General features: G+C 43.5%; 24 protein-coding genes. 10 read left to right on the forward strand and 14 right to left on the reverse strand.

What is annotated here, in order from left to right; genetic code table 11:
- Positions 1–10: 10 nt before the first annotated feature.
- Positions 11–1,315, reverse strand: coding sequence for a fumarylacetoacetase (gene fahA / locus ACFSVN_RS02775; RefSeq protein WP_390298284.1), 1,305 nt, complete (start codon positions 1,313–1,315; stop codon positions 11–13).
- A 122-nt stretch (positions 1,316–1,437) separates the two neighbouring features.
- Between fahA and ACFSVN_RS02780 the strand changes: the two genes are divergently transcribed.
- Complete coding sequence (locus tag ACFSVN_RS02780) at positions 1,438–1,725, forward strand: HU family DNA-binding protein (protein WP_390298287.1); 288 nt, start codon at positions 1,438–1,440, stop codon at positions 1,723–1,725.
- A complete protein-coding gene (locus tag ACFSVN_RS02785; RefSeq protein WP_390298290.1) occupies positions 1,715–2,752 on the forward strand; it encodes an HU family DNA-binding protein in 1,038 nt (345 codons plus the stop codon). Before ACFSVN_RS02780 ends, ACFSVN_RS02785 begins: the two co-directional genes overlap by 11 nt.
- 1 nt (position 2,753) lies before the next feature.
- Here the strand turns inward: ACFSVN_RS02785 and hemW are convergent, their stop codons facing one another.
- From hemW to ACFSVN_RS02815, 6 genes are all read right to left on the reverse strand, one after another.
- The gene (hemW, locus tag ACFSVN_RS02790) at positions 2,754–3,899 is read right to left on the reverse strand and encodes a radical SAM family heme chaperone HemW (protein ID WP_390298293.1); all 1,146 of its coding nucleotides are present in this window, start codon (positions 3,897–3,899) and stop codon (positions 2,754–2,756) included.
- Positions 3,900–3,963: 64 nt separating this feature from the next.
- A complete protein-coding gene (locus tag ACFSVN_RS02795; protein WP_390298296.1) occupies positions 3,964–4,506 on the reverse strand; it encodes a gamma carbonic anhydrase family protein in 543 nt (180 codons plus the stop codon).
- 124 nt (positions 4,507–4,630) lie between these two features.
- Complete coding sequence (radC, locus tag ACFSVN_RS02800; protein WP_390298299.1) at positions 4,631–5,347, reverse strand: RadC family protein; 717 nt, start codon at positions 5,345–5,347, stop codon at positions 4,631–4,633.
- Positions 5,348–5,656: 309 nt separating this feature from the next.
- Positions 5,657–5,863: a helix-turn-helix domain-containing protein gene (locus tag ACFSVN_RS02805; RefSeq protein WP_390298302.1), complete on the reverse strand. Its 207-nt coding sequence runs from the start codon at positions 5,861–5,863 to the stop codon at positions 5,657–5,659.
- Positions 5,864–5,865: 2 nt separating this feature from the next.
- Positions 5,866–6,528, reverse strand: coding sequence for a DUF2975 domain-containing protein (locus tag ACFSVN_RS02810; protein WP_390298305.1), 663 nt, complete (start codon positions 6,526–6,528; stop codon positions 5,866–5,868).
- A gap of 358 nt (positions 6,529–6,886) precedes the next feature.
- Entirely contained in the window at positions 6,887–8,068 is a 1,182-nt protein-coding gene (locus ACFSVN_RS02815) for a phosphorylase family protein (protein WP_390298308.1), read from the reverse strand.
- Between ACFSVN_RS02815 and ACFSVN_RS02820 the strand changes: the two genes are divergently transcribed.
- The 5 genes from ACFSVN_RS02820 (at position 8,069) to ACFSVN_RS02840 (ending at position 13,933) form a co-directional block, all read left to right on the forward strand.
- Positions 8,069–8,644 carry an NUDIX hydrolase gene (locus ACFSVN_RS02820; protein WP_390298311.1) on the forward strand — a complete coding sequence of 192 codons (576 nt, stop codon included), beginning with the start codon at positions 8,069–8,071 and terminating at the stop codon, positions 8,642–8,644.
- Positions 8,645–9,075: 431 nt separating this feature from the next.
- Entirely contained in the window at positions 9,076–9,552 is a 477-nt protein-coding gene (locus ACFSVN_RS02825; RefSeq protein WP_390298314.1) for a peroxiredoxin, read from the forward strand.
- 13 nt (positions 9,553–9,565) lie between these two features.
- Positions 9,566–12,112 (forward strand): type I DNA topoisomerase, encoded by a 2,547-nt coding sequence (gene topA, locus ACFSVN_RS02830; protein ID WP_390298317.1) that lies wholly within the window; start codon positions 9,566–9,568, stop codon positions 12,110–12,112.
- 130 nt (positions 12,113–12,242) lie between these two features.
- Positions 12,243–12,809 (forward strand): hypothetical protein, encoded by a 567-nt coding sequence (locus tag ACFSVN_RS02835; RefSeq protein ID WP_390298320.1) that lies wholly within the window; start codon positions 12,243–12,245, stop codon positions 12,807–12,809.
- 11 nt (positions 12,810–12,820) lie between these two features.
- Complete coding sequence (locus tag ACFSVN_RS02840; RefSeq protein WP_390298323.1) at positions 12,821–13,933, forward strand: class I SAM-dependent methyltransferase; 1,113 nt, start codon at positions 12,821–12,823, stop codon at positions 13,931–13,933.
- Positions 13,934–13,989: 56 nt separating this feature from the next.
- On the opposite strand, the gene ACFSVN_RS02845 is transcribed toward ACFSVN_RS02840, so the two are convergent.
- From ACFSVN_RS02845 to ACFSVN_RS02875, 7 genes are all read right to left on the reverse strand, one after another.
- Positions 13,990–15,141, reverse strand: a complete 1,152-nt coding sequence (locus tag ACFSVN_RS02845) for an NAD(P)-dependent malic enzyme (protein WP_390298326.1) — start codon at positions 15,139–15,141, stop codon at positions 13,990–13,992.
- Positions 15,142–15,275: 134 nt separating this feature from the next.
- Positions 15,276–17,159, reverse strand: a complete 1,884-nt coding sequence (locus ACFSVN_RS02850; protein WP_390298329.1) for a M1 family metallopeptidase — start codon at positions 17,157–17,159, stop codon at positions 15,276–15,278.
- Between the two features lie 107 nt (positions 17,160–17,266).
- A complete protein-coding gene (gene recR, locus ACFSVN_RS02855; protein WP_390298332.1) occupies positions 17,267–17,872 on the reverse strand; it encodes a recombination mediator RecR in 606 nt (201 codons plus the stop codon).
- A 79-nt stretch (positions 17,873–17,951) separates the two neighbouring features.
- On the reverse strand, positions 17,952–18,299 hold the full coding sequence (locus ACFSVN_RS02860) for a YbaB/EbfC family nucleoid-associated protein (protein WP_390298335.1): 348 nt from the start codon (positions 18,297–18,299) through the stop codon (positions 17,952–17,954).
- 42 nt (positions 18,300–18,341) lie between these two features.
- Positions 18,342–20,162 (reverse strand): DNA polymerase III subunit gamma/tau, encoded by a 1,821-nt coding sequence (gene dnaX, locus ACFSVN_RS02865; RefSeq protein WP_390298338.1) that lies wholly within the window; start codon positions 20,160–20,162, stop codon positions 18,342–18,344.
- 83 nt (positions 20,163–20,245) lie between these two features.
- Complete coding sequence (locus ACFSVN_RS02870) at positions 20,246–21,286, reverse strand: MBL fold metallo-hydrolase (protein WP_390298341.1); 1,041 nt, start codon at positions 21,284–21,286, stop codon at positions 20,246–20,248.
- 169 nt (positions 21,287–21,455) lie between these two features.
- On the reverse strand, positions 21,456–23,534 hold the full coding sequence (locus ACFSVN_RS02875; protein WP_390298344.1) for a S9 family peptidase: 2,079 nt from the start codon (positions 23,532–23,534) through the stop codon (positions 21,456–21,458).
- Positions 23,535–23,714: 180 nt separating this feature from the next.
- On the opposite strand from ACFSVN_RS02875, the gene ACFSVN_RS02880 reads away from it, so the two are divergent.
- The 3 genes from ACFSVN_RS02880 (at position 23,715) to ACFSVN_RS02890 (ending at position 26,773) form a co-directional block, all read left to right on the forward strand.
- Positions 23,715–23,933, forward strand: coding sequence for a heavy-metal-associated domain-containing protein (locus ACFSVN_RS02880; RefSeq protein WP_390298347.1), 219 nt, complete (start codon positions 23,715–23,717; stop codon positions 23,931–23,933).
- 3 nt (positions 23,934–23,936) lie between these two features.
- Positions 23,937–26,201, forward strand: a complete 2,265-nt coding sequence (locus ACFSVN_RS02885; RefSeq protein WP_390298349.1) for a heavy metal translocating P-type ATPase — start codon at positions 23,937–23,939, stop codon at positions 26,199–26,201.
- A 95-nt stretch (positions 26,202–26,296) separates the two neighbouring features.
- Complete coding sequence (locus ACFSVN_RS02890) at positions 26,297–26,773, forward strand: DUF411 domain-containing protein (protein ID WP_390298351.1); 477 nt, start codon at positions 26,297–26,299, stop codon at positions 26,771–26,773.
- Positions 26,774–26,808 lie beyond the last annotated feature (35 nt).

A 26,808-nucleotide genomic window follows, 5' to 3' on the forward strand; every position in this document is an offset into this window, starting at 1 on the left:
ACGGTAACTATTACAAAGGGGGTAAGATCTTACCCTTAACTTCTCCGAATCCCACCCGGTAATCCTCACCCTGAGCAAATCCGGTCATGATCACTTCGTCACCGTCCTCAAGAAAAGTGCGTTCTTCTCCTGATGGAAGTTTGAGTGGTTTGGTTCCTTTCCAGGCAAGCTCCAGCATACTGCCATAGGAATCTTCTGTTGGCCCGCTGATGGTTCCTGAACCGTAGAGATCACCCGGCTGAACATTACACCCGGTAATGGTATGATGGGCGAGTTGCTGCCCCATGCTCCAGTAAAGGTGTTTAAAATTGGTAGTGCAGATCTTATGTGCGGTTTCCGATTGTTCTGTTTTCAGGAACACTTCCAGCTGAATATCAAAAGTGGTTCTTTTTTTCTGTTCAAGATATGGAAGTGGTTGAGGCTCCTGTTCGGGAGCCTGAGTTTCGAAAGGCCTCAGTGCCTCGGTAGTTACGACCCAGGGTGAAATGGAGGTCGCCCAGTTTTTTGCGAGAAAAGGCCCCAGCGGCTGGTATTCCCATTTCTGAATATCACGGGCACTCCAGTCATTCACCAATACTAAACCGAAAATATGATCGTCGGCTTCGTCGATAGGAATTGGTTTTCCAAGAGCATTCCCGGGGCCGGTCAGGAAACCGACTTCCAGTTCAAAATCCAGATTTTTGGAAGGGCCGAAGATGGGTTGCTCCGAATCTTTGGGTATGGTTTGTCCTTTTGGGCGGTGAAGGCTTGTGCCGCTTAATACAATGGAACTCGCCCTTCCATGGTAGCCTACCGGAAGATGTTTCCAGTTTGGCAACAACGCATTTTCAGGATCACGAAACATGGACCCTACGTTTCGAGCGTGTTGTTCGGAAGAATAGAAGTCGGTGTAATCGCCAATTTGAACCGGCATAGTAAGCTCAATTTCTTCTCGTTTTTTGAATACCCTTTCCCGAAGCAGTTTACTATCCCTGAGTGTTGGAGTGTCCTCAGAAAGTACATGCTGAAGGGTTTGGCGCGCTTCCATCCAGGCGGCTTTACCGAGACTCATAAAATAATTAAGGGTTGAATCCTGAAACGCAAACTGATCATTAAGTTCAGGGCCGTCAAAAAACCCCTCTTCATCCAGCACAAAAAGATCTATGATATGATCTCCCAGAGCAGAACATAAGTGAATCTCTCCATGTTCGGTTCTATAGGCTCCGTAGGGGAGGTTTTGAATAGGAAAGTGGGAATCGGTTGAAACCGGGATAAAGGATCTAAGCATCTTCTCAGGTATTAACGCTTTTGAAATAAGGTGCTCAATTATAAGCATCCTTAATGAACCGAAAAATCTATAATTAAACCAAAGGATGAGTATGTTTATTAAATTGCTTATTTCAGCGTTTTAACATTTATTCCAATCAAAGTTGGTTAAACATTCAGTACAGGTACGATATGACTAAAACGGAGGTACTTAAAAAACTTGCAGATCAGCTTGATCTCACGCAGGCGGATACGGAAAAACTATATGATTCTTTCGTGGATGGGGCTACGACCTTACTTGCCAGGAGCAAGGGATTTACCCTTCCCGGTCTTGGGAGTTTTCATTCGGAAGTACGGCCTGAACATAAATCTTACAATCCCCATTACGAGCAAATGATGATGATTCCACCCAAGAAAGTGGTGCATTTTAGTCAAAGCAGCACTCTAAAGGGTGAAATTAATGAGGAGAATGATGAGTAATAAGGTCACCTACGCAGAGATCATTGAAGCCCTTTCCCGAAAAACAGGGTTCAGTAAACAGAAAAGTGAAACGTTTGCCAAAGCGCTGATCGCGGAGGTTAAACAGGAACTGCAGGAGACAGGCAAGGCCTCCATTACCAATTTTGGAAGTTTTAAAGTAAAGGAAGTAGCTGAGCGACAGGGAAAGAACCCTCAAACCGGGGAACCTATTATTATTCCGGCGCATAAGCGCGTTACTTTCACCCCATATAAAGCATTAAGAGAAGAAGTAAATGCCAAATATGCTCATCTCGAAAGTGAATTGATCGGGGAGAAAAGCGAAAAGAAGGAGGCTAAACCTGAAGTAGCGCCTGCTAAATCAGAAGAAAAAGAAACTTCAGATCTTGAGCTTGAGACAGCAGATGTTGTTGATGAACAACCGAAGTCGTTTGACCGAAGAAAGCGAGCCCGTGGTAATAATACCGGCTTGATCATGGTTGCTATATTGATTTTAGCAGTTGTGGGGTTAGCATCAGCCTGGTTCTTATTGAGAACAGATGATCCCGCCCAATCAGCTATGAATTCGTCTGTACAAAATGAAATGGAAGCCGGCACGCAGGAAGTCCTTCAGGCGCAAGAATCAGCTAACGAAACAGAGATGTCTTCGCAGGCTGAAACAGAACAACAAGAACCCCCAACAGAGCAGTCCTCTTCCAATAAGGTTATCAATGGAAGTACCTATCAGGTGAAAGAAAATGAATGGTATTGGGTGATCGCTAAGAAAATGTACGAAGATTCACAGTTCTGGCCGCTGATCTTTCAGGGCAATTTTAATGCAAACCACCATCCGGATTCTTTAAAGGCGAATACCATATTATCGATACTATCACTTCAGGGGTCTGCTGATGACCTGACAAAAACGGATTACACCAATTTATTTAAAGCGACTATGATGGTCTCACAAGCTTATCATAATGCCGGGCGAGAGGACAAGGCATTTGAGTATGCCAGGTATTCCCGTAAGTGGGAAAGAGCAAGTAAGGAGTAATTTATTCCGGTTTCATGGTAACAAGGTCGAGCAGAATACTATCGGCTATCTTTAATCCCTGTGTTGAGAGTTGGATCCGATCATCAATGTTTGCTTTGCCTGATGCTTCTAATTGGCGCAGATAGTCTGTTTGTTTTGGGCTGAAGCTGAAATGGTACCGACTTAGTAGCTCTTTTTTGGAAAGTCCCTTTCGGGTTCTGAGGCCAAGCATCAGTCGCTCTTCTGCAAGGTCCGCTAGATCCAGTACCTCCTTCTCAAATGGTGTATTCCAATTGCTTTTAAGGTAAGATCTAAGATCCGGCTTATTACTCCACCGTTGAGCTGATTTTTGTTCCTCACTCCACCAGAAAGAATGAGCCCCGGGACCTAATCCCAGATAATTCTCATGGCTCCAGTAACTGGAGTTATGCAATGCTTCTTTACCCGGAAGGGCGTAGTTACTGACTTCATATTGATGAATACCGGCGCTTTTCAATTTTTCAACTACCAGGTCAAAATGATCGGATACAGTGTCATCCTCAGGAGGTGCTATCCTTCCCAGTTCCACTTGTTTTCCAAGCCGGGTTTGAGGTTCCACTGTCAGAGAATAGGCGGAGATATGAGGCGGATCGAATTGAAGAAGCGTGTCGATGTCCTTTTCCAGGGAGTCCAATGATTGTCCGGGATTCCCGTAGATAAGGTCGGCGGTGAATACATCTATACGAGAGGACTTCAAAAGCTCAAGGCATTTAAGGGCTTCGCTTGAAGTATGCGCTCGATTCATGAATTTCAGGAGCTCGGGATCAAAGCTTTGCACTCCCATACTCGCACGGTTTATTCCTGCCGACTTCAATCCTGATAAATATTCTTTGGTCACGTCATCGGGATTCATCTCCAGGGTGACTTCCTTCAGGTCAAGATCAAAAACTGAATTGATCGCATCCAGAATGGATCCCACTTGTGAAGGAGTAAGTAACGAGGGCGTCCCGCCGCCAAAGTAGATGGTTTGAATGGGATCTTCGGTAAATCGTGTGTTTTCTTTGGAATGAATTTCACGGATCAGCTCATCCACAAAATCCTGTTTATGCTGTTGTCGGGTCACGAAATAAAAATCGCAGTACGAGCAGGCTTGTTTGCAAAATGGAATATGGATATAAAGACCTGCCATGGAGTTTTGAGTGTTGAGTTTTGAGTGTTGAGTTAACTAAAAACTCAACACTTAAAACTTAAAATTACTTAGAGTAGAAAGGGTTTTTGTCGTACTGGTCTTTTTGTTGATAGGCACGAGAGTATTTCACGTAATTGGTGGCATATTTTGGGATGGAAGCCAGTTCTTCATCGGTGAGCTTTCTCGCTTTTTTAGCCGGTGATCCCATATACATATAGCCGCTTTCCAGGGTTTTTCCGGGAGGAACCAGCGTGCCCGCAGCCACGATCACATCCGGCTCAATCACCACTTCATCCAGAATGGTAGCATTGATACCGATCAGCACCCGGTCTTTGATGGTACAGCCGTGGACAACAGCTCCATGACCGATGGTCACTTCATTACCAATAATGGTTGGCCCGGTTTGGTTCATCACATGGATACACACGTTATCCTGCACATTGCTCCGGTCTCCGATCTGAATGTAATTCACATCCCCTCGAATAGTGACGTTGAACCATATGCTGCTCTCGTTGCCAAGGGTTACATCGCCGATGATATCAGCACTTGGTGCCACAAAACAGGTTTCATCAAATTGTGGAGAACTTTTCAGAAATTCGTAGATCATGGATAGAAGGTTGAGTTGATTGTTCTATAAATAGGAAGGTATGAATATCCAACACCCAATATCCATCACGGAATGATCAAGTTTTCACTTGGATATTGAATATTCCGTGTTGGTTATTGGATATTCAAAACAAGCCTTCACTCCTCAAACTCACAAAATTATATCCGGCTATGATCACATGATCATCCACGGGGATGCCAAATAACTTCCCGCATTCGGCGATGCGTTTGGTGAGCTGGATGTCGGCGGTGGAGGCTTTGTTATGTCCTGATGGGTGATTGTGGATAAGGATGATGGAGTTGGCTTCGTTCAACACGGCCTGGCGCATCACCTCGGCTGTATCTACAATAGTAGCTGTTTTTCCGCCATTGCTGATCCTGGAGAAACCGGTCAGTTTTTTGGCATTATCCAAAAATCCGACGATGAAGGTTTCTTTGGTGAGATGGCGGAGCTTCGGGGCGAAGTAAGCATTTACATCCTCCGGACTGGTGATCTGAATTTCTTCTCCGAGTGCAGCGACTTGTAATCTTCTCGCCAACTCGAAGGCCGCTTCCAATGTAATAGCTTTTACTTTAGCAATGCCCGGTATCACTTTTAAGGCCTGCCAGTCTTTTCTGACCAAATTATGCAATCCACCAAATTGATCAAGCAACGCCTTGGCTGTATCGATCACATTTAGCTTTTTGGTTCCGGTGCGGATCAGGATGGCGAGGAGCTCAGAGTCGGAGAGGGAATCAGCCCCGTAATTCATTAGTTTTTCACGAGGCTGTTCATCGGGAAGCATTTCTTTGACGGTGCGCTTGTGAAAGTTTTCTACGGAAAAAGATTCTTCATGGCTCATAATAACTAAGGTTGTTTTGCTTTCTTAGTTAGAGCAATGAAAAAGGAATTCCTTACAGATTTTTTTAAAAGTGCTACTTATATAGCCGTAAAGTCCTAAGTAGTGGTATTAAATTTGGCTGTCTCAAGCTTCGACCTCTTCTGTCTTCTCCTTGGCTAGGAGAAGGACGCTTTTATTAGTTTATATGCTTATTAATGTCCCTGAAGTTATATAAGTGTTTCTCCTCCTGGGAGGAGATCAAGAGGAGGGTCAATGGCGCCAAGGCATTAATTATCCACTCAATCTGAGCCCCATAAGATTGATGAAATGCTACTCTTCCGAATACTCCAGAATATCTCCGGGCTGACAGTCCAGTACTTCGCAAATAGCTTCCAGCGTAGAGAACCGAATGGCTTTGGCTTTGCCTGTTTTAAGGATGGACAAGTTTGACATGGTGATTCCCACTTCCTCCGAAAGCTCGGTAAGGCTCATCTTCCGTTTGGCCAGCATCACATCAAGATTTACGATTATGGCCATGATTATACCGTTAATTTTTGTTCTTCATAGATTCGGCTTCCTTCTTTGAAAACGTAACCAAGAACTATGATAAAAATCCCGATCAACATGAAGTCATCAAATCCCTGAAGTGAGGAAAACTCGTATCCATCAGGCAATGATAGGCTATCAAGAAGAGGCAGCGGTAGAAATCTCATGAAAACATTTAGAGCAGAAGTGAGGAATAGTGTCCAACCAATTATATATAGATATTTAGAATTGGTTATATCAAAAGGATTACCCTCAGCTACATTTCTCAAAACTTTGGCAAAGAAGTATAGTACCACCAAAACAAGGATCGTGCTGTAGGCCTTTAAGCCATTATAGAATAAGAAAGCCGGTAAATGATCCTGAAAGTTAGCTCGTATGCCAACATTGGCTTTTAGCGTGTTGTATATATTGATATTTACATTGTCTGTTTCAATATCATCCAAGCCATCTAATCCATCAATATTTAGGATAACAGGAACACTGTGGATAAGATAAGTGCCATCCTCAGAAATATATCGGGTGGAGTTTAGGGAGATCATGATTACTGCATTGATAATGGTCAGCCAAATTCCAATTTGGCAGATGTAGTACAGGAAATAGGCTAACGACCAGTCTTTTTTGAATTCCATAATGGTAAAGTCAATTTCTGTTCTCATAAAAGAAAATCAAAGAATAGGTGAAAAGCAACAATTATTTATTGTTTATCAATAAATAATTGTCGAATAAAGAAATTATAGTTTGCTTTATACTGGGAGTTCCGGGCCAGCATAGGACGAGGGGCATCCGAAAGACTTGTGTAAACGATAGCCCTACAAAGTAAAGAGTCATCTCGCGGCGAATGCCTGAGATCTAATTGGTAACCTGAGTACAGGTAAGTTTCCAATAATGAGATTCAGATTCCCGCCTGCGCGAGAATGACCATGAGGGAGAATATCCAATACTCAACACGGAATAACCAATATCCAAGTGATCTTACTTGATCATTCCGTGTTGGATGTTGGCTATTGGATATTCTTACTCCGTACCGCCCATCAATGGTTCATTAAAGGCACGGATACTGGAGTTGGGTAAGCCTTCCGGGTAATTGTCCTTCACCATCTGAAGGGCATCGATCACCATTTTGAGGTGAAGCTCTTTAGAGTTTTGGTAGAAGGACTGGGCGTGTTGGGAAAGTTTGGGCTTTCCGTGCAGGGGTTTATCACTTACGCAAAGGAGAGTGGCATGCGGAATACGGTAGCGAAAGCCATTGGTAGCAACGGTAGAAGACTCCATATCAATGGCAACACTTCGGCTCATATGAATTTCCTCAACGGTACGCGCCTTGGAAAATTCCCAATTTCGGTTGGCCGTAGTATACACGGTTCCAATGCGGTGAGTCATTTCATTTTGGTCCATCACTTCCTGCATGTATCGGTTCAGGATATAATTAGGTGAAATGGGAATGCCGATTGGAAAAAGATCATCCAAGACTTTGTCGGCGCGGTAATATCCATTGGCGAGCACAAAATCGCCGATATCCTGGTGGTTGCGCAATCCTCCGCAGTGGCCGACCATCACCATGGCATCCGGCCGTAAAACACCAACATGATCGGTAATGGTTTTAGCATTTGAAGGCCCTACTCCGATATTCACTAACGTAAGTCCTGAGTTGTTCTCCATCTTGTGATGATAGGCCGGCATCTGAACTCCTTCCCGGGCAGGTTTTTCGCAATCGGGGAACATCTCCAGGAAAACTTCCACGTGCATATCATAATTGGTAAAGAGGATATATCGCTGAAAGTCCTCGGGCTTGGTGCCGGTATAATGTTGCAGACGGTCGAGTGAGATATCGATCCGTTCTGCCCGGAATAAGAAGAGTTTCTTTTGGGTGATGTCCCAGTCACTTTCATCCAGGTTGTCAAAGAGGTCGGGATTGTTCATCGGTAAGGCTTCTCGGGAAGGCTTTACAAAGACTGTTGCCCCATTGTCCACCAGGCGCTCAATTTCACGCTTCAGATACCATCGGTACGCTGCCGGCTGAGCAAGTTCTCCGTCTATAACCGGATTGTGTTTACTCCAGGTGCGCTCAACGATCAGCTTAGGGTATTTCCCGGAAGCATAAATTTCTTCCATCAGATCGCACGCTTTAACAATAGCTTTTTTAAGTTCTTTCTCCGTAGAAAACTGATCTTTAACTAATTTAAGCGTTTCGGACATATGAGTAGAGGTAATTTTAAATTTTCGATTGAGCCGTGGGTCACCACAAATGAAGAGCTTAAATATACGACGAATATCTTCAAACTTTTAAATCGGGATATGCTTTTGAAATCAGAAGATCATGAAGCTTCGTTTTCAATTTTGGAAGCTCCCGATTGGATGAATGTGATCCCTCTGACTGCTGAGAACGAAGTAGTGTTGGTTGAACAATACCGATATGGAACAGAAGAGCCCACTTTGGAACTTCCCGGCGGGATGGTGGATCCCGGAGAAACTCATGATGAAACAGCTAAACGTGAATTGTTGGAAGAAACAGGGTTTTCAGGAACGGAATGGTATTATCTGGGAAATGTGAGTTCAAATCCCGCTTTCTTAACAAATCACACCCATCTGTATGTAGCCAGAAATTGCCGCAAAATTCAGGAGCAGGAACTGGATGGCAACGAACGAATTAATGTCCACACCATGCCGCTGGATGATTTCCTGGATATGGTGAAAGAGGGCACGGTGCATCATTCACTGGTAGTAGCGTCGGTTGCTAAGTTTTTACTTTGGAAACGTACCTCGGCTCGCTGAGCCGACAGGATATTTGCAATGGCTCTTATGTGGAACCGGAGGTTCCTGCAGGCATTCCGAACGAGAGTAAAGTGTTTAACCTTAGCTCCGTCCCGGTAGGGACGGTATGTTTGTAAACCCTGCCTCTTACCAATGCTTTCGCACCAGAGGTGCGATATGTTTTGTTATCATTAGTTTGGTAGTGTACCTACGGCACAAAGTCTTTTACTCTCTCTTTTTTTTTCAAACATAATGTCCCTGCCGGGACATGGTTATGGATGGATTTTTGGATCTAATACTGTGCATTGGCACGGATTGATGATGGCTTTTCATCAACAAAACAAATCTGCTATATCAACAGATCAGATCATAAAAACACTGAAACCGAACGATTCCCTTCTTATTTTTAGTTATCACATCCAATCAACAGAAAGAATAAATAAACTGATATTATGATTGAACAAGGCGCAAAAGCGGATCTTGATTTCACTGTAAAAGCTGTTCAAAACGGAGAAGAAAAAGAGATCAACTTTAAAGACTTGCTGGATAAACCAACCATTGTATCTGTGTATATGAAAAACAATACCAGTGGCTGTGACCGGCAAACTAAAGACCTGGCCGATGAGTCGGAATGGTTTTCCAAGAAGGGATATAATCTGGTGGCTGTAAGTAAAGATACCTGTGGTTCGCATAAAAGGTATGCAGAGAAACAGGGCATTGATTTTACACTGGTATCAGATCCCGAGTATAAATTTGGGGAAGCCACAGATTCTGTAGTACAGAAAAAGATGTTTGGCAATGAATATGAAGCTCCTTCTCGTTCGGCCTTTGTTATTGATACAGATGGTACTATTTTGGGAACTATCAAAAAAGTGAATACCAAAGACCACGCCGGAGAGTTGAAAGAGCTGGTCGAACAATTGAATTAATCCCTGTTTTTACATGAAAAGTCTCGTAATTGTAGAGTCCCCTACGAAAACCAAAACCATCAAAAAATACTTACCCGATGGGTACGTAGTGGACTCCTCTATGGGTCACATTCGTGATCTTCCTTCCTCGGCCAAAGAAATCCCGGCCAAGTATAAAAAAGAGAGTTGGTCTAATTTAGGAATCAATGTGGACGACCGTTTTGATCCATTATATGTGATCCCTTCTTCCAAAAAGAAAGTTGTAACGAGACTCAAAAAATTACTCAAAGATGCCGACGAGTTGATCCTCGCAACGGATGAGGACCGTGAAGGAGAAGCAATTTCATGGCATTTGTTAGAGATACTGAAACCCAAAGTTCCGGTAAAACGGATGGTGTTTCGTGAGATCACTAAAGAGGCCGTGTTGAACGCCCTTGAAAATACCCGAGACATCGATATGAATTTGGTTCATGCTCAGGAAACGCGGCGAATTTTGGATCGGCTTGCAGGATATACCGTTTCACCATTGCTGTGGAAAAAGATCTCTCCGGGTCTTTCTGCCGGACGTGTACAATCGGTTGCCGTTGAGTTTCTGGTTGAGCGCGAACGCGAACGCATGAAATTCAAAAGCGCGACCTATTATGATCTGAAGGCACAGCTTCATAAGGAAGGAGATAAAGATAAGTTTGATGCGGACCTTACACATCTAAACGAAAAGCGGTTGGCCAGCGGTAAGGATTTTGATGAAAATACCGGAAAGCTTAAAAAGCCGGATTCCGTTGTTTTGCTTGATGAAGATAAAGCCAAGGTTCTTGTTGATGATCTGAAAGAAGCCAACTGGTCTGTCATTAATGTGGATGTAAAAACACAGAAGCGAAACCCTTCCCCTCCATTTATTACTTCCACTCTTCAGCAGGAGGCCAACCGTAAATTCGGCTTCTCTGCTCGTGACACCATGAGTGTTGCTCAGAAGTTATATGAGAAAGGTTTTATAACCTATATGCGTACTGATTCTACCCAACTGTCGGGGCAGGCGATCGGTGCCGCCCGTGATGCAGTGACGGAAGAATATGGTGAAGAATATTTATTTGAACGCGTCAGAAATTACAGCAAGAAAGGGAAGTCGGCACAGGAAGCTCACGAGGCAATTCGGCCTTCAGGTTCAAGATTTGTGAAGCCCGACAAAGCAGGATTACGTGATCGTGAATTTAAATTATATGATCTGATCTGGAAGCGAACTATTGCTACCCAGATGGCAGAAGCTGAGCTTGAGTTCACTAACGTGACCATCCGTGCAACAAACAATGGAACGGATGCTGATTTCCGCGCAAGCGGTAAAAAGATCTTATTCCCGGGATTTTTCCGTGCATATGTGGAAGGAAGTGATGATCCGGAAGCAGCGCTGGAAAATCAGGAAAACTACCTTCCTGCAATGAATGAAGGAGATGCCACGGCATTGGACGATCTGAACTTTGTAAGTCATGAAACCAAGCCACCGGCACGATTTACCGAAGCGACTCTTGTTAAAGAATTAGAGAAGCGCGGTGTGGGCCGGCCAAGTACTTACGCTTCTATTATCAGCACCATTCAGGACCGCGGTTATGCCAAAGGAGAAGGTAAAATGCTGATTCCTACTTTTACCGCTTTTGCAGTTTCATCTCTTCTTGAAAAACACTTTCCTGATCTGGTGAATAGTGATTTTACTTCTGCACTGGAAGACAAGCTGGATGCAGTGGCAGCCGGAACTCAAGATCCTGTTAAATATCTGGACGACTATTATAAAGGTGAAGATGGCCTTAAAGCCAAAGTAGATACCCAGGAAGATAAGATCGATCCTCAGGAGGCTAAATTACTGGACCTTCCGCTGGATGGACTCGAAGGAATTAAAGTAGCCGTTGGAAGATTCGGGCCGTATGCCCGCATGGAAAAGAATGGTGAGGATGTAACAACATCGTTGCCCAACGATATGGATCCGAGCGATATAACCAGGGAAAAACTGGATGAGTTGATCAGGTTATCGGAGGAAGAGGATAAGCCGATCGGTGAAGATCCTGAAACCGGTGACCCAATTTTCTTGCTTTCGGGAAGATATGGTCCTTATGTACAGCGCGGTGAAGTGACAGAAGAAAATAAAAAGCCGAAACGGGTTTCCCTGCTAAAAGGTATGGAGCCAAAAGATGTGGACTTAGATCTGGCTCTGCAGTTGTTAGAGCTTCCACGACCATTGGGAGATCACCCCGAAGATGGGAAAGTGGTGAAAGCCGGAGTTGGCCGTTATGGCCCTTTTGTAGTTCACGACGGAAAGTTCAAGTCCATTCCAAAATCAGACAGTGTACTGGATATTGAACTTGATCGAGCGGTTGAACTGCTGAAACAAAAGTCGAATTCACGCCGGGGAAGCAATGAGATCAAGGACCTTGGAAAACACCCTGAGACTGACAAACCGATCAAAGTAATGACCGGTCGTTATGGCCCTTATATAAAGCATGGAAAAAAGAACATTAGTTTGCCTAAGGGAGAGACGCCAGAAGATTTCACTATGGATAAAGCTGTAGACCTGATCAAGGAGAAGGGAAAGTAGGCTGCAGAACAGCGAAGAGATCATCTCGGGAAATTCTTCGGAAGTGTTCTCGGAATGGCGGTGGGTTTAATATTTTTTTTGTAGATTTATAATCACTACTGTCAATAATTCAAAGACAGCTTTAAGATCCATGCAAAAACGCAGCGATTTTTATTTTAAATACCCGCCGAATATCCACGAGTTGGATCTGGCCACGATGGTGAATATGTATCGCAGTCGGGGTGAGCCGCGAAAGGCGGGTCCGGGCCAGCAGTTTGCCTGTGCTCACGGAGGTCATTTACTAAGAGAGGCCAAGTGGTGGTTTGGACTCTACTATTCTCAAAAAACCTGGGATGAACTGCTTACTAAAGGCAGTGAAGGGTTTCCACTTACCGATGTAGAACTGAATGTGTTAGGTATGGTGTATATGAGTGAAAATGAGCCTCCCCATCGCGAATATGTAGAGAAAAACTCAGGGGTTACTGAAAAACTTGCTTACCTGATCGTCAACGACTTGCGCTCTTTTGGGTTTTTGAATGAGGATGACAGTGGCTTCCTGCGAATCCCGCCAAGGGGAGAAAAAGCATTGCATGGGATCGCACGGCGCATCTATGAAAAGCGATTTATGCCGGAAATGCTAGGTACATTTACTCCTGAAGACGAGCCCAAAATTGAGCAGGCTCAAAAAGAAGACAAAGAACAAACAAGTTTGTTTTAAGCCCTCCTGACTTGAATTTATTTACACAAAAAGATATCGAGTATAAATTCATCCGATATCCTGAAACCTCCAACAAATCACTAAGAGCATGGAGTGCCGCCGATGAATATGTTCTGCTGAAGTTTCAGGAATTAGAACAAGCTTCAAAGAAGATCCCGATTTATAATGATCGCTTTGGCTTTTTGAGCTGTACCTTGAATGGGTATAAACCAATGGTGGTGGTGGATCGAAAAAGTCAGCAGAGATCCATTGAGCAAAATATGAAGATCAACGAGCTTCAATGGGATAAGGAGCAGTTGCAAGGCCCTCTTACTGAACTTCCGGAAAAAGTGGGTATTGGGATCATCAACATTCCGAAAACCATGGATCTTTTTGAGTTATACCTAAATCATCTTTCAAGATCACTTTCAGAGGATGGCATTGTGATCTGTTCGTTTATGACGAAATATTTTTCACCACAAATGCTGAGTATAGCCGAAAAATATTTTGAAGAGGTAGAACAAAGCCGTGCCCGTAAAAAGGCACGGTTGCTGATCTTAAAAAAGAAAACCAAAAGGCCAAAGAAAGAACTTATCCATACTATTCCTTTTGCTTTTGAAGAAGAAGGACGGGAAGAGCTTCGTCAGTATTTCGGTGTATTCTCGAGTGGAAATATTGATTATGCCACCCAGTTATTAATTGAAAAGTTGAAGCTTGGCAGTGAAGACAAGAAAATAATGGACCTTGCTTCAGGCAATGGGGTTATTGCAAGAGCCATACAGCTAAAAAATGCTGAAGCAGAGATCCATTTAATGGATGATTCGTTATTAGCTATCGAGTCCTCAAAGTTAAACCTTGACCCTATAAATACACACTTTCATTGGAATGATACCCTGAAGGATTTTGAGGCAAATTACTTTGACCTGATCATCTCAAATCCGCCATTTCATCTCGGGCATGAAACTAATATTGAAGTATCGATCGGGTTGTTTAAGGAGATAGCTGACATTTTGAAACCCACCGGGCGATTTATGTGTGTAGCCAATAGGCATCTGAATTATAAATCACATCTTACGAAGAATTTTAGCCGGGTGGATATTGTAGAGCAGAACAAAAAATACGTGGTGTATAAAGCTGAATTATAGCATGATCAGGTAAGTATCTTGACTACAGCTCAGCGATTGTTAGAACCTATAAGTAATCAGGCACTTTCTTTGATCGCATCTGCTACACGCTGTGGCACTCGCTCATCAAAAGGACTTGGTATAATCTTCTCAGCTGAAACTACTTCCACGCAATCGGCTATCGCTTTCGCTGCAGTGATGAACATTTTAGTAGTTAGCTTGGTTAGCCTTGCATCGAGCGCGCCGCGAAATAGGCCTGGAAATGCGAGTACATTATTGATCTGATTGGGAAAATCGGAGCGGCCTGTTGCAACCACAGAAGCCCCTGCTTCGAGGGCATCTTCCGGCATGATCTCGGGGATGGGATTGGACATTGCAAAGATCATCGGGTCTTTGTTCATGCTTTTTACCATTTCTTTGGAAAGTACATTGGGTACAGAAACACCTATGAATACATCCATATCCTTAACGGCATCTTCCAGGCTGCCCTTCCGCATTTGCTTGTTGGTGATCTCTGCCATTTTCTGTTTCGTATCATTCAGGCTGTTACGTCCTTTGTAAATGATACCACGGCTGTCACACATGATCACATCTTTCACACCGGCTTCAAATAAGAGCTTCACGATGGCTACTCCGGCTGCCCCGGCTCCGTTTATGATCACCTGAAGGTCTTCTATTTTTTTGTTAGTGATCTTCAGCGCATTATAAATGCCGGCCAGGGTGACTATCGCAGTTCCATGTTGATCATCATGAAAAACAGGAATGTCTAACTCTTCTTTTAGTCGGCGTTCGATCTCAAAACAACGTGGAGCTGAAATATCTTCCAGGTTTATTCCGCCAAAGCCCGGAGCTATATTTTTTACGGTACGGATGATCTCATCAGTATCCTGGGTATCCAATACGATAGGCATGGCATCAACACCTGCAAATTTTTTGAAAAGAACGGCTTTTCCTTCCATCACCGGGAGCGAGGCTTCAGGCCCGATATTTCCCAAGCCGAGTACGGCTGACCCGTCACTTACCACTGCTACCATATTTCCTTTTGTGGTATATAGGTAGGCTTTTTCTTTATCTACAGCGATCTCTTCACAGGGCTTTGCCACTCCAGGAGTATATGCGATACTCAGGTCATCTTTGGTTTCAAGTGGCATTTTTGGCTCAATGGAGATCTTGCCTTTATACTTTTTATGTGCTTCGATGGCTAGTTTAGCGTAATCTTTCTTCGACATGAGTGATATTTGTTAAGGAGTCCTTGAATATAAGACACCAAAATTCTCTGCTATGATTATTTATGTAAAATTCCTTCCAACAAAAAAGGCGTTGCAAATTGCAACGCCTTGGATCATTAGCTAAAAATAAGAAATTATTCGTTCAACATTGAAGCTATATCGAAATTATTATTCTCTCTGTTGATATCTGCCAATCGCTGGCTTGGATCAATTGAGATCTGTTTAATATCGGAAGCGGGCTTGTTAATGGTGAAATTGTATTCAGGATCAACCCAGGGCCAGTCTTCCAGCACAGTACGCTTCATATTGTTTTCAGCTGGTTTTTCCCCACGCATCATGCGTAAAGGTATATAGTATAATTCACTGCTTCCATCGGCATACTCAACTACGACATCGAGCGGCATTGGCATGAGATCGATCCGCTCAAGATTAACTACGGTCTTGTCATCATCACCTACAACAGATTCAATTCCATAGTCTATGGTTTTGGTGGTTTGAACAAAGTATTCGTAGTACCAGTCCAGGATCATTCCTGATTCTTTTTCCATGATCTGAATAAAATCAAGATCAGTAGGATGCTTCAATTTCCATTCGTCGTGGTAACTAAGCATTCCCTTGCGGAACGTTTCTTCCCCCAATATATAACTGAGCTGCCCAAGGAAAACAGCTCCCTTGGAATATGCTGCCACGCTGTAAGCACGATTTGTGTTATAGTGATCGGCATGTGTGGTCAAAGGTTCTTCTATTCCGCTTTCCACAATAAACTGATAGCCACGGTAAGAGCCGGAATAAGGAAAGTCAGATCCCCGGTCAAATAAATGATCCATGGTTTCAGCGGATGCAAAACTGGTAAAGCCTTCATCCATCCACTCATAGAGACTTTCATTGGTGGCCAATACATTTTGAAACCAGCTGTGATACATTTCATGAACCATTACTCCCACCAAACTGCCGAGGCTGCGTCCTCCGGTTATGAGTGTCCCCATGGGGTACTCCATTCCGCCGTCACCGCCCTGTAGGTTAGTGTATTGGGGATACGGATATTCGCCAAAGTGTTCATTCGCATACTCAAAAGCACCGATAGTGTAATCGACCAGCTCTTCCCAGTTTTTGGTGTATTGCGCATTCTCTTCATCCGAAGCTCCTTCAACTACAGCAGGCTGTTGATAGAGGAAATGTAATTTTGGCCCGTCCGGAACCTGAGCTGTTACATGTTTGAAATCAGGATCGGCTCCCCAAAAGAAGTCGATCACGTTTTCGGCTTTAAAGTGCCAGGTCATTTTATCGCCGGAAGGGCGGTTTACGTCAGCACCTTCTTCTTCATATCCATATCCGATCTCATTTGGGTTTTGCAGAGTTCCGGTACCACCAAGTACATAGTCCTGATCGATGGTGATCTTTACATCAAATTCACCGAATGGCCCGTGAAATTCACGTCCGACATATTCATTGGGGTGCCACCCTTGATGGTCATACTCGGCAAGTTTCGGGTACCACTGACTCATTGAAAATTCAACACCCTCAGCATTATTCCATCCGGAACGCCGGACTTGAAGGGGAACTTGTGCATCCCACTCCATTTTGAAGGTCACGGTTTCACCGGGCTGAATGGGTTCATTAAGGTCTACGACCAAAACTGTTCCGTCAACCTCATAATTTACGGCGGTTCCATTCTGGGTGAGGGAACGAACTCTCTGATAGCCGACCTCATCCTCATCAAGGTAGTATATTCGGTCACGAACACGACCATCCGGGTCTTCTATAGTTCTGGATCGAACATCCATCATGCTGCCCGGCTGAAAAGCGTTGAAATAAAGATGATAATATACGCGATCCAATACATCCGGAGAATTATTGGTGTATTCCAGGGTTTGCTTGCCTGCATATTGATGGTTCTCAACATCCACATCGATCTCCATAGTGTAATCGACATGCTGCTGCCAGTAATCTCTGTACTGGGCCTGAAGGGCAGGCAAGGTTAAAAATGTGGCAATTAGTAGCGTTAGTAAGTTTTTCATACTTAATTTTTTATCGCAAATAACGCCGAGAAAGCGCAAAGTTCGCGGAGAGTTAGTGGTTAATGCTGTGTAAAATATTCAAAATTAAAAATCGGGCAAAACAATCGTCAATCAAAAGAATTCCTGCTGGCGAAGGCTCGGCTTAACGTGGCCTCATCAATAAACTCAAGTTCAGTCCCCATGGGAATGCCATAGGCAATACGGGTGACCTTTACTTCATATTGCTTCAGCAGTTTATTGATGTAATATGAAGTAGCTTCACCCTCCGCGTCAGGATTTAACGCCAATATGATCTCATTGATCTGATCATCTTCTCCGACACGCTTAAGCAATTCCTGAATACGAAGTTTATCCGGACCAATATTATCCATTGGAGAGATCACTCCGCCAAGCACATGGTATCGCCCCCTGAATTCATTCGATTTCTCAATGATGTAGACATCGTTGAATTCCTCTACCACACAAATGGCTGAGGGGTCACGTCTTGGATTGTCGCAAATTTTGCAAGGATCGGAATCACTTACATTCCCACAAATGGAACACCGTGTTACTTTTTCCTTAAGGTCTACGATGGCTTGGGCAAGTTTGAATGCATAGTCATCATTCTGTTTAAGAAGATGAATAGCAATGCGTTGGGCCGATTTCCGTCCCGTACCTGGTAATTTAGCGAGCTGTTCAATAGCCCGTTCTAAAAATTCTGAAGTTATCTGCATTTATAATGTTAAGTGTTAAATGCGTAAATGTTAAATGGGAGCCCCCGTTTAACATTTAAAACTGAAGCATTTAAAATTACTAAAGTCCAAATTTTGACATGTCCATTCCGGGGATTCCGCCGCCGGGCATCATGTTTTTATACATGTCCTGCATTTTTTCCTTAGATGCTTCTTCAGCTTTCTCAAGAGCTTTATTTACGCCGGCCACGATCAGGTCTTCCAACATCTCTTTATCAGAAGGATCCACTACATCGTTATCCATTTCAATGGATACGATCTGTTTATTTCCATTGGCTTTCACTTTTACCATGCCTCCGCCTGCTTCAGCCTCTACAATAACTTCATTTAACCCTTCCTGGGCTTCCTGCATTTTTGATTGCATTTCCTGAATTTTGCCAAACATATCGGCCATATTAAAATCACTCATAATTCTGATTTTTGGTTAAAAAATTTTGTTTAGTTCTGGATATCAATATTCAAGTTCCGCTCCAAATATTTCCACAATATCACGGATAATGGGGTCCTTTTGTTGTATTTGTTTGAAGCGTTCATATACGCTCATGGGTTTATTCCTTTCATCGGGTTCGCCCACTGAGATATTAAAACGCAGCACACTTCCTGTAAATTCCTTTAGTTTTATCTGAAGGTCGGTGCTTTGCTCATTAAGCATTTTCTGAGCAAAAGAGCTTTCACACTCCAGATACAGTTCCCCGCCTTTTACTTTCAATACCTTCACCCTTTCCATCTGAAGATGAAGCAGCATAGGGAAGTCACCTTTTAATGAGTTCACATATTCATCCCACTTTTCTTGAACAAACTCAGTAGTGATCTTAACAGGAGAAGTTTCTTCTTGCTCGGAAGCAGATTCTGAAATGGTTGGTTCGTTTTTTTGAACCGGTTTTTGAGAAGCTTTGATCTTTTTGGAAAGGCTTGTCGCTAAAGCCGGAGCTCCCATATCAAAATCATCTTCTTCTTCTTCTATATCCTGATCGTATGAAGCTTCTTCTTCCTCTGGTTCTTCTGAACCTTCCATCGAAAGCTCCGGCTCATCTTCATCCTCTTTTTGAACCCCATTTGAATTCCCGCTATGTTCACTTTCCTGGGAAGTTGAATCGGTTTCAGTAGCACCGTTTTTAGGGGCTGAACCGTTTTGAGAAGTGCTTACGAAGTTACCGGAGTTTTTTTTTAATTCCTGAAGTCCGGCAAGCAGCTCAGATAACTGCTCAGATCGCTCCATATGAATAAGCTTCAGTAGGGTGATCTCAAATTGAATCCGAGGCTGACTCGCATCCTTCAATTTTATCTGAGCTTCACTGATAATATGCAGCATCCTCATCAGATCATCCCGTGAAAAATCTTTGGCCGTTTGCAGATACCGTTTTTTGGTTTCCTCCGATTCTTCCACCAGATAAAGCTTTGAACTTTCGTGGGCGATATACAAATTCCGAAGATGTTCGGTCAGCCCGATCAGGTATTCCTGAATATCATATCCTTCTTGCAAAAGTGTGTTGATAAGGTCGAGTCCCTTGTCTGCATCGTGTTCTTTCACACAAGCCATAAACTCGAACAAGCGGTCGGTTCCCACTACATTAAGTGCCTGAAGCAATTCATTATGGGTGATGGTATCTCCGCAAAAGGCGATAGCCTGATCCATTAATCCCAGGGCATCACGTAAAGCTCCATCTGCTTTTTTGGCAATTACATGCAGCGATTCTTCATCTATAGAAATATCTTCGTCGAGGGAAATTTTTCGGAGTCGCTGTACGATCTCATCAACCGAAATACGCTTGAAATCGAAACGCTGCACACGGGATAGAATGGTGGGCAGGACCTTGTGAGGTTCCGTTGTCGCAAAAATAAAAATGGCGTGCTCTGGGGGTTCTTCCAGCGTTTTAAGCAGCGCGTTAAATGCTGCCTTGCTGAGCATATGAACCTCATCAACGATGAATACCTTGTAACGACCATTTTGTGGAGGGATACGAACACTTTCCCGAAGGTGATGAACATCATCCACCTTGTTGTTGGATGCGGCATCCATTTCCACAATGTTCAGGGTTTGATTCAGAGACTCACCATCTACACTGATGTCGATCTCATTGATCGTACGGGCTAGCACCCGGGCCATTGTGGTCTTACCAACTCCGCGCGGACCACAGAACATATAGGCGTGAGAAAGCCGTCCCTGTTTGATGGCATTCTTTATGGTGTTGCTCACATGTTCCTGCGAGACAATATCCTCAAAAGAAGTTGGGCGGTATTTTCGGGTAAGTGCGCGGTAAGTTTCTGACATTGATACATCGGTTTTACAATCAAAACAATGTACAAAATGTGAGGTAAAAAATTAGGAACAAAAGGGAATGAATTTGGTTCGTTTTACTTGATCCTGAAAGAATCACCTTCTTTAAGTAATTTGAAATTCACCCCTAAATTTTCCGGCTTCCGAATGGCCTGCATAAAATCATTCTCCGGTTCTTTCATGCCATCGTCGGCGAGTGGGAACGTTCCGAAATGCATTCCAAAGCTGATCTGTGCTCTCACATCTTTATGGATCTGAATAGCCTCTTCAGGATTTACATGCATTGGCTTCATAAACCATCTTGGCTGATATGCTCCTATAGGTATGAGGGCGATTTTTATGGAAGGGTGTTCTTTCCTGATCTTCTTAAAGAATTCTCCATAACCTGTATCGCCTGCGAAATAGATGTTGCCGGAGGGAGTATCGATCACGTAACCGGACCACAGTGTTTTGTTACGGTCAAATAAGCCTCGTGCTGAGAAGTGCTGTGCTTCCACAGAATGAACCGTGATGTCGCTGTCAACGACCTTCGACTCCCACCAATCCAGATCACTGATATATCTAACAAGCGATCGCTTTAAAAGCTGACTAACACCTAACGGGGTGATGAATTGAGGACGGAATTTTTCGTCCAGCTTCTTGATGGTTTCAAGATCCAAATGATCGTAGTGGTTATGACTTATCAAAACGACGTCAATCTTCGGAAGGTCTTCGAACTTTATACCTGCCGGTCGGTACCTTTTTGGTCCTAAAAAGCTAACTGGGCTTACCCGGTCACTCCACACCGGATCGGTAAGTATATTTACCCCTGAGGTTTGGATCAGGAATGTAGAGTGATTGACATAAGTGATAACCATTCCTTTAGTAACATTATCAGCCGGTTTTTTAGCAAAAGTAACTTCTTGTTCAGGAATCTCTGTCCATTCTCCCTGATCGCGCTGAACGTACCACTTCATTACGTCAAAAAAGGTCTTATCAGGTACATTACCGGAATTTTGAAAGGTAGTCCCATTAAAGTGGTCGGAGGTAGGTCCTTTGTAGCCCGGCTTTGATGCCATCCATCCCATCGAAGCTATAGTTGCAGCAGCTAATAGCAACAGGAAACTGATCCAGATCATAATTTTTTTAAATAAATCCATAACAAATTGTTCAATAATAAGAGATAAACCTGTACATGGTTGTCTGTAGATCAATTAACGAGTAAAGGCGCCATTCAAAGCGCCTTTACAAATCTATTACAACCATAATCGTGAAAACGAATTACGGCAAATAAAATAGTTTCTACAATTACGATTCTTTAAGATGTTTATTAAAGAACTCGTAGATACGGCGGTATTCATCATACCAGGCATCTTCATCCCGGAAACTGTGTCGCTCGGTTGGGTACATCATCATTTCGAACTCTTCATTTCCGTTTTGGATTAATCGCTCGATGTAGTGTACGGCATCTTGAAAACCCACGTTGTTATCGATCAAGCCATGCAATAGAATTACAGGCTGTTGCAGTGAATCGGCGTAGGTTATCGGTGAGCTGCGTGCGTAGTTAAGTGAATCTACATCAGGTTTTCCGAGGCGGGGCAGGGTATAGCCGGGATTAGCATAGTAATAGTTTTCCCAATTTGTAACGGAACGTAAACCTGCAGCAGCATCGAATTTTTCAGGAGACACCCCAACGGCATAAAGCGCCATGAAACCGCCATAACTTCCTCCATAAATACCAACGCGAGAAGTGTCTGCCTTCTCAAAGTTATCAGCAAGGAATGCCAGGCCGTCTTCGATATCCTCAGTCTCATATTTACCCATCCAATTGGTGACATCTTCACGAAACTTTCGGCCATAGCCTGTACTGTGACGGTAGTCAACTTCGATGACATAATAGCCTTGCTGATTTAAATATTGGTGGAACATGTATTCCCGCCAGTAATTATTGGACCAACCTTTATACACGTTTTGGAGTGAGCCGGCTCCGTGTACAAATACTACTACAGGGTTTCCTTTTGGGTTTCTTTTTTCAGGTTTTAGTACCGACATTGATAAACGGGTGTTTCCATCTCTTCCTGTAAACCGAACATACTGTTCTTTTTGCCAGTCATATTCGTAAAAAGATTCCGGAACTGAATTTGTGAGTTGAACTTCTCTAAGTGGAATAACAGTATCCACTACATACAGGTCAAAAGGTTCATTAAAGAAGGTTTTGTTATAGACGATAAACCTTCGGTCATGGCTCATTCTGAAATCTCTCCGATACCCTTCTTCAGCGGTAAGTTTTGTGGGTAGGTTTCGAATAATGTCCAATTTATAAAGGTGAATTTCACCAGGATCCATTTCACTTGTTGCCATTGCAATGGTGCGTTCATCGATCCATGAAGCCCATGGAATATCATACTCACCAAAAGTATGCTGCTCAAAACCGGAGCCATCAGGATTTACCGTATAAATGTGATTCCAGCCGTCTCGTTCACTTTGGAACATCAACCTATCTGTAGCGGGAGCAAATTCCATATTGGTATTGTAGATCCAACCCTTTGTAGAATCTTCGAACAAAACATTGGATGAAAGATCTTTCATGTTAAAAACTTTGATAGTTCGTTTCTTTTGTGGGGGGTCGGTAGCGTCAATGGCTACAAATTTTCCTGAAGCGCTAACATCAACGCTTAAATATCCGTGATGGTCAAAGATCTCGGTAACTTCACCGGAATCAATGGCAGCAATAGAAATAATACGACTTGGTATGCCTCTGCGGGTTGCCCCTGTCTCTACTAATCTTCCCGCATATTCGGGGAAATAATATTCCTCATAATCAGAAGTATCCCATTGGCTGAGTACGATCTTATCCCCGGCCCAGCCTGCAACGCTGTAATTTGGTTCGCCTTCTTCTTTATTTGTTATCTGTTCTATATAAGCTTCCTCAACTCCTGAGATCCAAACATCTCCATTCTGTACAAAGGCAAATCTTGTACCATCGGGGTTCCAAACCGGATTGTAATCAAAACCTTTGGAAGCGACCACGAGGCGTTCATTCTCAAAATTAGCATCAGCTAACATCAGGTCACCCGATTCGGTATATAACAATTTAGATCCGTCAGGAGAAAGCTCATAATTTCGGACAATATCCTTTGGAGCTTTCTTTTGATTTTTCCCGCTTAACCCAACCTGAAAAAGTTCAGTATTTGAAGTTGCTGAATCACTCCAATTGAAATAAATGGTTTTGCCATTTGGTGAAAAGTGAGAAAAAGAAGGGCGGGTGCCTGGAATAAAAGGCTCATGAAAAATATCCTTTATGGTTAGTTTTTCCGGAAACTGTTGAGCACTGACTTCAACCCCAACAAAAAGCATTAAGAAGACAACGGTAACGTATTTTTTCATAGATGATAGATAGTGATGAACTTATTTAAGGACTGAGGATAAAAATTTTGAAGGAGAAAAATTGCAAAAGTTGGTATTCAGCATATATATCAAAATTGTATAAGCATATGTTGTTATTTGGCATTTTAGGATAAGGCCTAAAGAGTATATTTGGGTGAAAATTAATTCAACATAAAGAAGATGAAAACATTAGTACTAAACATAGAAGGCATGGGATGTTCAGGTTGCGTGAATACTGTCGAAAATACACTTGCAGCCCTTCCCGGAGTCAAAACCGCTATCGCGAATCTCGAAAAAGGTATCGCTGAAGTAAATTTTGACGAAAAAGAGGTTAATGAAGAACACTTCAAGAAAGCGGTGGAAGAAGCCGGTTATACTATGACCGGAATGCAGGGTTAATTCATGAAAAAGGCTACACTACAGATTGACGGGATGCATTGTGCCGGCTGCGTTAATGCAGTTGACAAACAGCTGGAGTCGCTGAAAGGGGTGAAATCTGCTCAGGTGAATCTGGCAACGGAATCCGCTATTGTGGAATATGAAGGTGATATCAGCATGGATGATTTCGCCGAGGTAATATCAAAAGGCGGGTACACGCTGGTTCGGGATGATACAAAGACCACTACTAAAGCAGAGCAAGCAGAAGAAAGGGAGCAACGTAAATATGATACTGCCCGTCGTAATATGCTTTATTCCTGGATTCCTACTGTGCTGATGGTGCTTTGGATGCTTCCCATGTGGATAGCGGACTATTTATTCATGGGACATGTCGGAATGGAGCTGGGAATGATCTTATTGTCCGGCTTTGCCATTTTTGTGCCGGGTTGGGAAACTCTTAGGAGCGCCTGGAGATCAACTCTTAACCTCAGCCCTAACATGGATGTACTGATTGCAATGGGCTCATTGGCTTCCTTGACAACCGGATTTGTGGTTCTACTTCATCATCTTGGTTACGGGCCAGAGTTTCACAGCTTTGCGATGATCGGGGGTATGATCATGGCGTTCCATCTAACCGGGCGCTTTATAGAGACCAAAGCAAAGGGCAGCGCCTCTCAGGCTATCCGAAAATTATTAACGCTTGGCGCAAAAGAAGCTTCGGTGATACGTAATGGAGAGGAAGTTAAAATTCCGGTAAGTAAATTAAAGATCGGTGATATAATGCTGGTTCGCCCCGGGGAAAAAGTTCCTACAGATGGGGAAGTGACAGAAGGGGAAAGCAGCGTTGATGAGTCGATAGCCACAGGAGAATCAATGCCGGTGGAGAAATCAGCGGGAGATGAAGTGATCGGAGCAACCCTGAATACCAATGGCGTACTGAAAGTGAAAGCTACGAAGATCGGGAAGGAGACTTTCCTGAATCAGGTCATAAAAATGGTAGAAGAAGCACAGGGAAGTAAGATTCCTATTCAGGATTTTGCTGACCGGGTAACCAATATATTTGTACCTGTGGTGTTGGCACTTGCTTTAACCACACTTACGGCATGGTTAGTATTCCCGGAATTCTTTGGTGGGGTAGTGGAGTGGGCTTCAGCATTTATCCCATGGGTAAACCCGGAACTTAGTTCAACGGCACTTGCTTTCTATGCAATGATCGCGGTGTTGGTAATAGCCTGTCCATGTGCATTGGGATTAGCAACACCTACAGCGCTCATGGTCGGCTCAGGACTTGGTGCAGAAAACGGCATATTGATCCGAAAAGGAGAAGCTATTCAGCGCATGAAAGATGTAGATACTATTGTGTTGGATAAAACGGGAACCATCACCAAAGGGAAACCAGAGGTGACCGATGTGATCACATTTGGGGATATCTCAGATGTTGAGTTACTTAATCTTGCGGCCTCTGTAGAAAATAATTCGGAACATCCGCTTGCGCGGGCTGTAGTTAATGCAGCTTCGGAAAAGGGCATTGAACTGAAGAATTCTACAGGATTTGAGAGCATCACCGGAAAAGGAGTAAAAGCCATAGTCGGAAATGGAGCGGTTGGAGTGGGAATCGCTTCGTTTATGAAGGAACTTGGCGCGGAGGTCACTGAAGAACGTTCTAAGCAGAAGCAAAAACTTGAGGAACAGTCTAAGACTGCGGTGTATGTCAGCCAGGCAGGAAATTTATTGGGGATATTAGGAATTGCGGATGAAGTTAAAGATGACAGTTCGCAGGCCATCTCAGAGTTCAGGAAGCTGGGTTTAAAAACAGTTATGCTTACCGGAGATAACCGTAAAACAGGACATGCCATAGCCGAACGCGTTGGTATTGATGAGGTAATTGCTGAGGTGCTGCCCGATCAGAAATCGCATGAGATAAAGAAATTGCAGGATTCGGGACGAGTTGTGGCGATGGTTGGGGATGGCATCAATGACGCTCCGGCATTGACTCTAGCAGATGTTGGAATTGCAATAGGAACGGGAACCGATGTAGCCATTGAATCGGGAGACATTGTTTTGGTTAAGGGAGACCTTCCCGGGGTGCTGCGTGCTATTAAGTTGAGCAAGGCAACATTCACCAAGATAAAGCAGAATTTGTTCTGGGCCTTTTTCTATAACATTATCATGATTCCACTGGCAGTGGTTGGGTTACTTCACCCATTGCTTGCTGAAGCTGCGATGGCTTTCAGTTCCATAAATGTGGTTTTTAACTCCAAAAGGCTGGGAAAAGCACGGCTGGATTAACCTGATAGTTAAAGAAAAACTCTACAAAACAAAATTCCGCGAAGAAGGTTATCTTAGATCAGATTATCGATCATATATCAAAACAATCAATTATTATGAGTAACAAAAAGATTCTTATTTACGGCCTGTTATTTACAGCCGGTGTAGCTGTATTTCTATTTTGGCCGGGTAATTCTGCCAGTAACATGCTTTCCGACAATACCGAAGTGGTAATGTATAAAAATGAAGGTTGCCAATGCTGTACCAGGTGGGGCGATCATATGATGGAAGGTGACTTTGCCGTTGAAGAAGTTCCCGTTCCTGTATTGATGCAGGTTAAGAGAGATAACGGTATCACCCGGGAATTGGCTTCTTGTCATACCGCTATTATTGACGGTTATGTAGTAGAAGGCCATGTGCCAAGAAAAGATGTTGAACGTCTCCTTGCCGAACGCCCTGATGCGATCGGACTTGCCGTACCGGGAATGCCTATTGGTTCTCCGGGAATGGAAACGCCGGGCCGTGCTGCTGACAGCTATGACGTACTTTTAGTAAATAAAGACGGAACCACCAGCGTGTTTGCCTCTCACTGACATTTGAGAAAATAATTTTTTTTCAAAGGCTCATT

This window comes from Gracilimonas halophila, assembly GCF_042684365.1.
GTDB classification, from domain to species: domain Bacteria; phylum Bacteroidota; class Rhodothermia; order Balneolales; family Balneolaceae; genus Gracilimonas; species Gracilimonas halophila.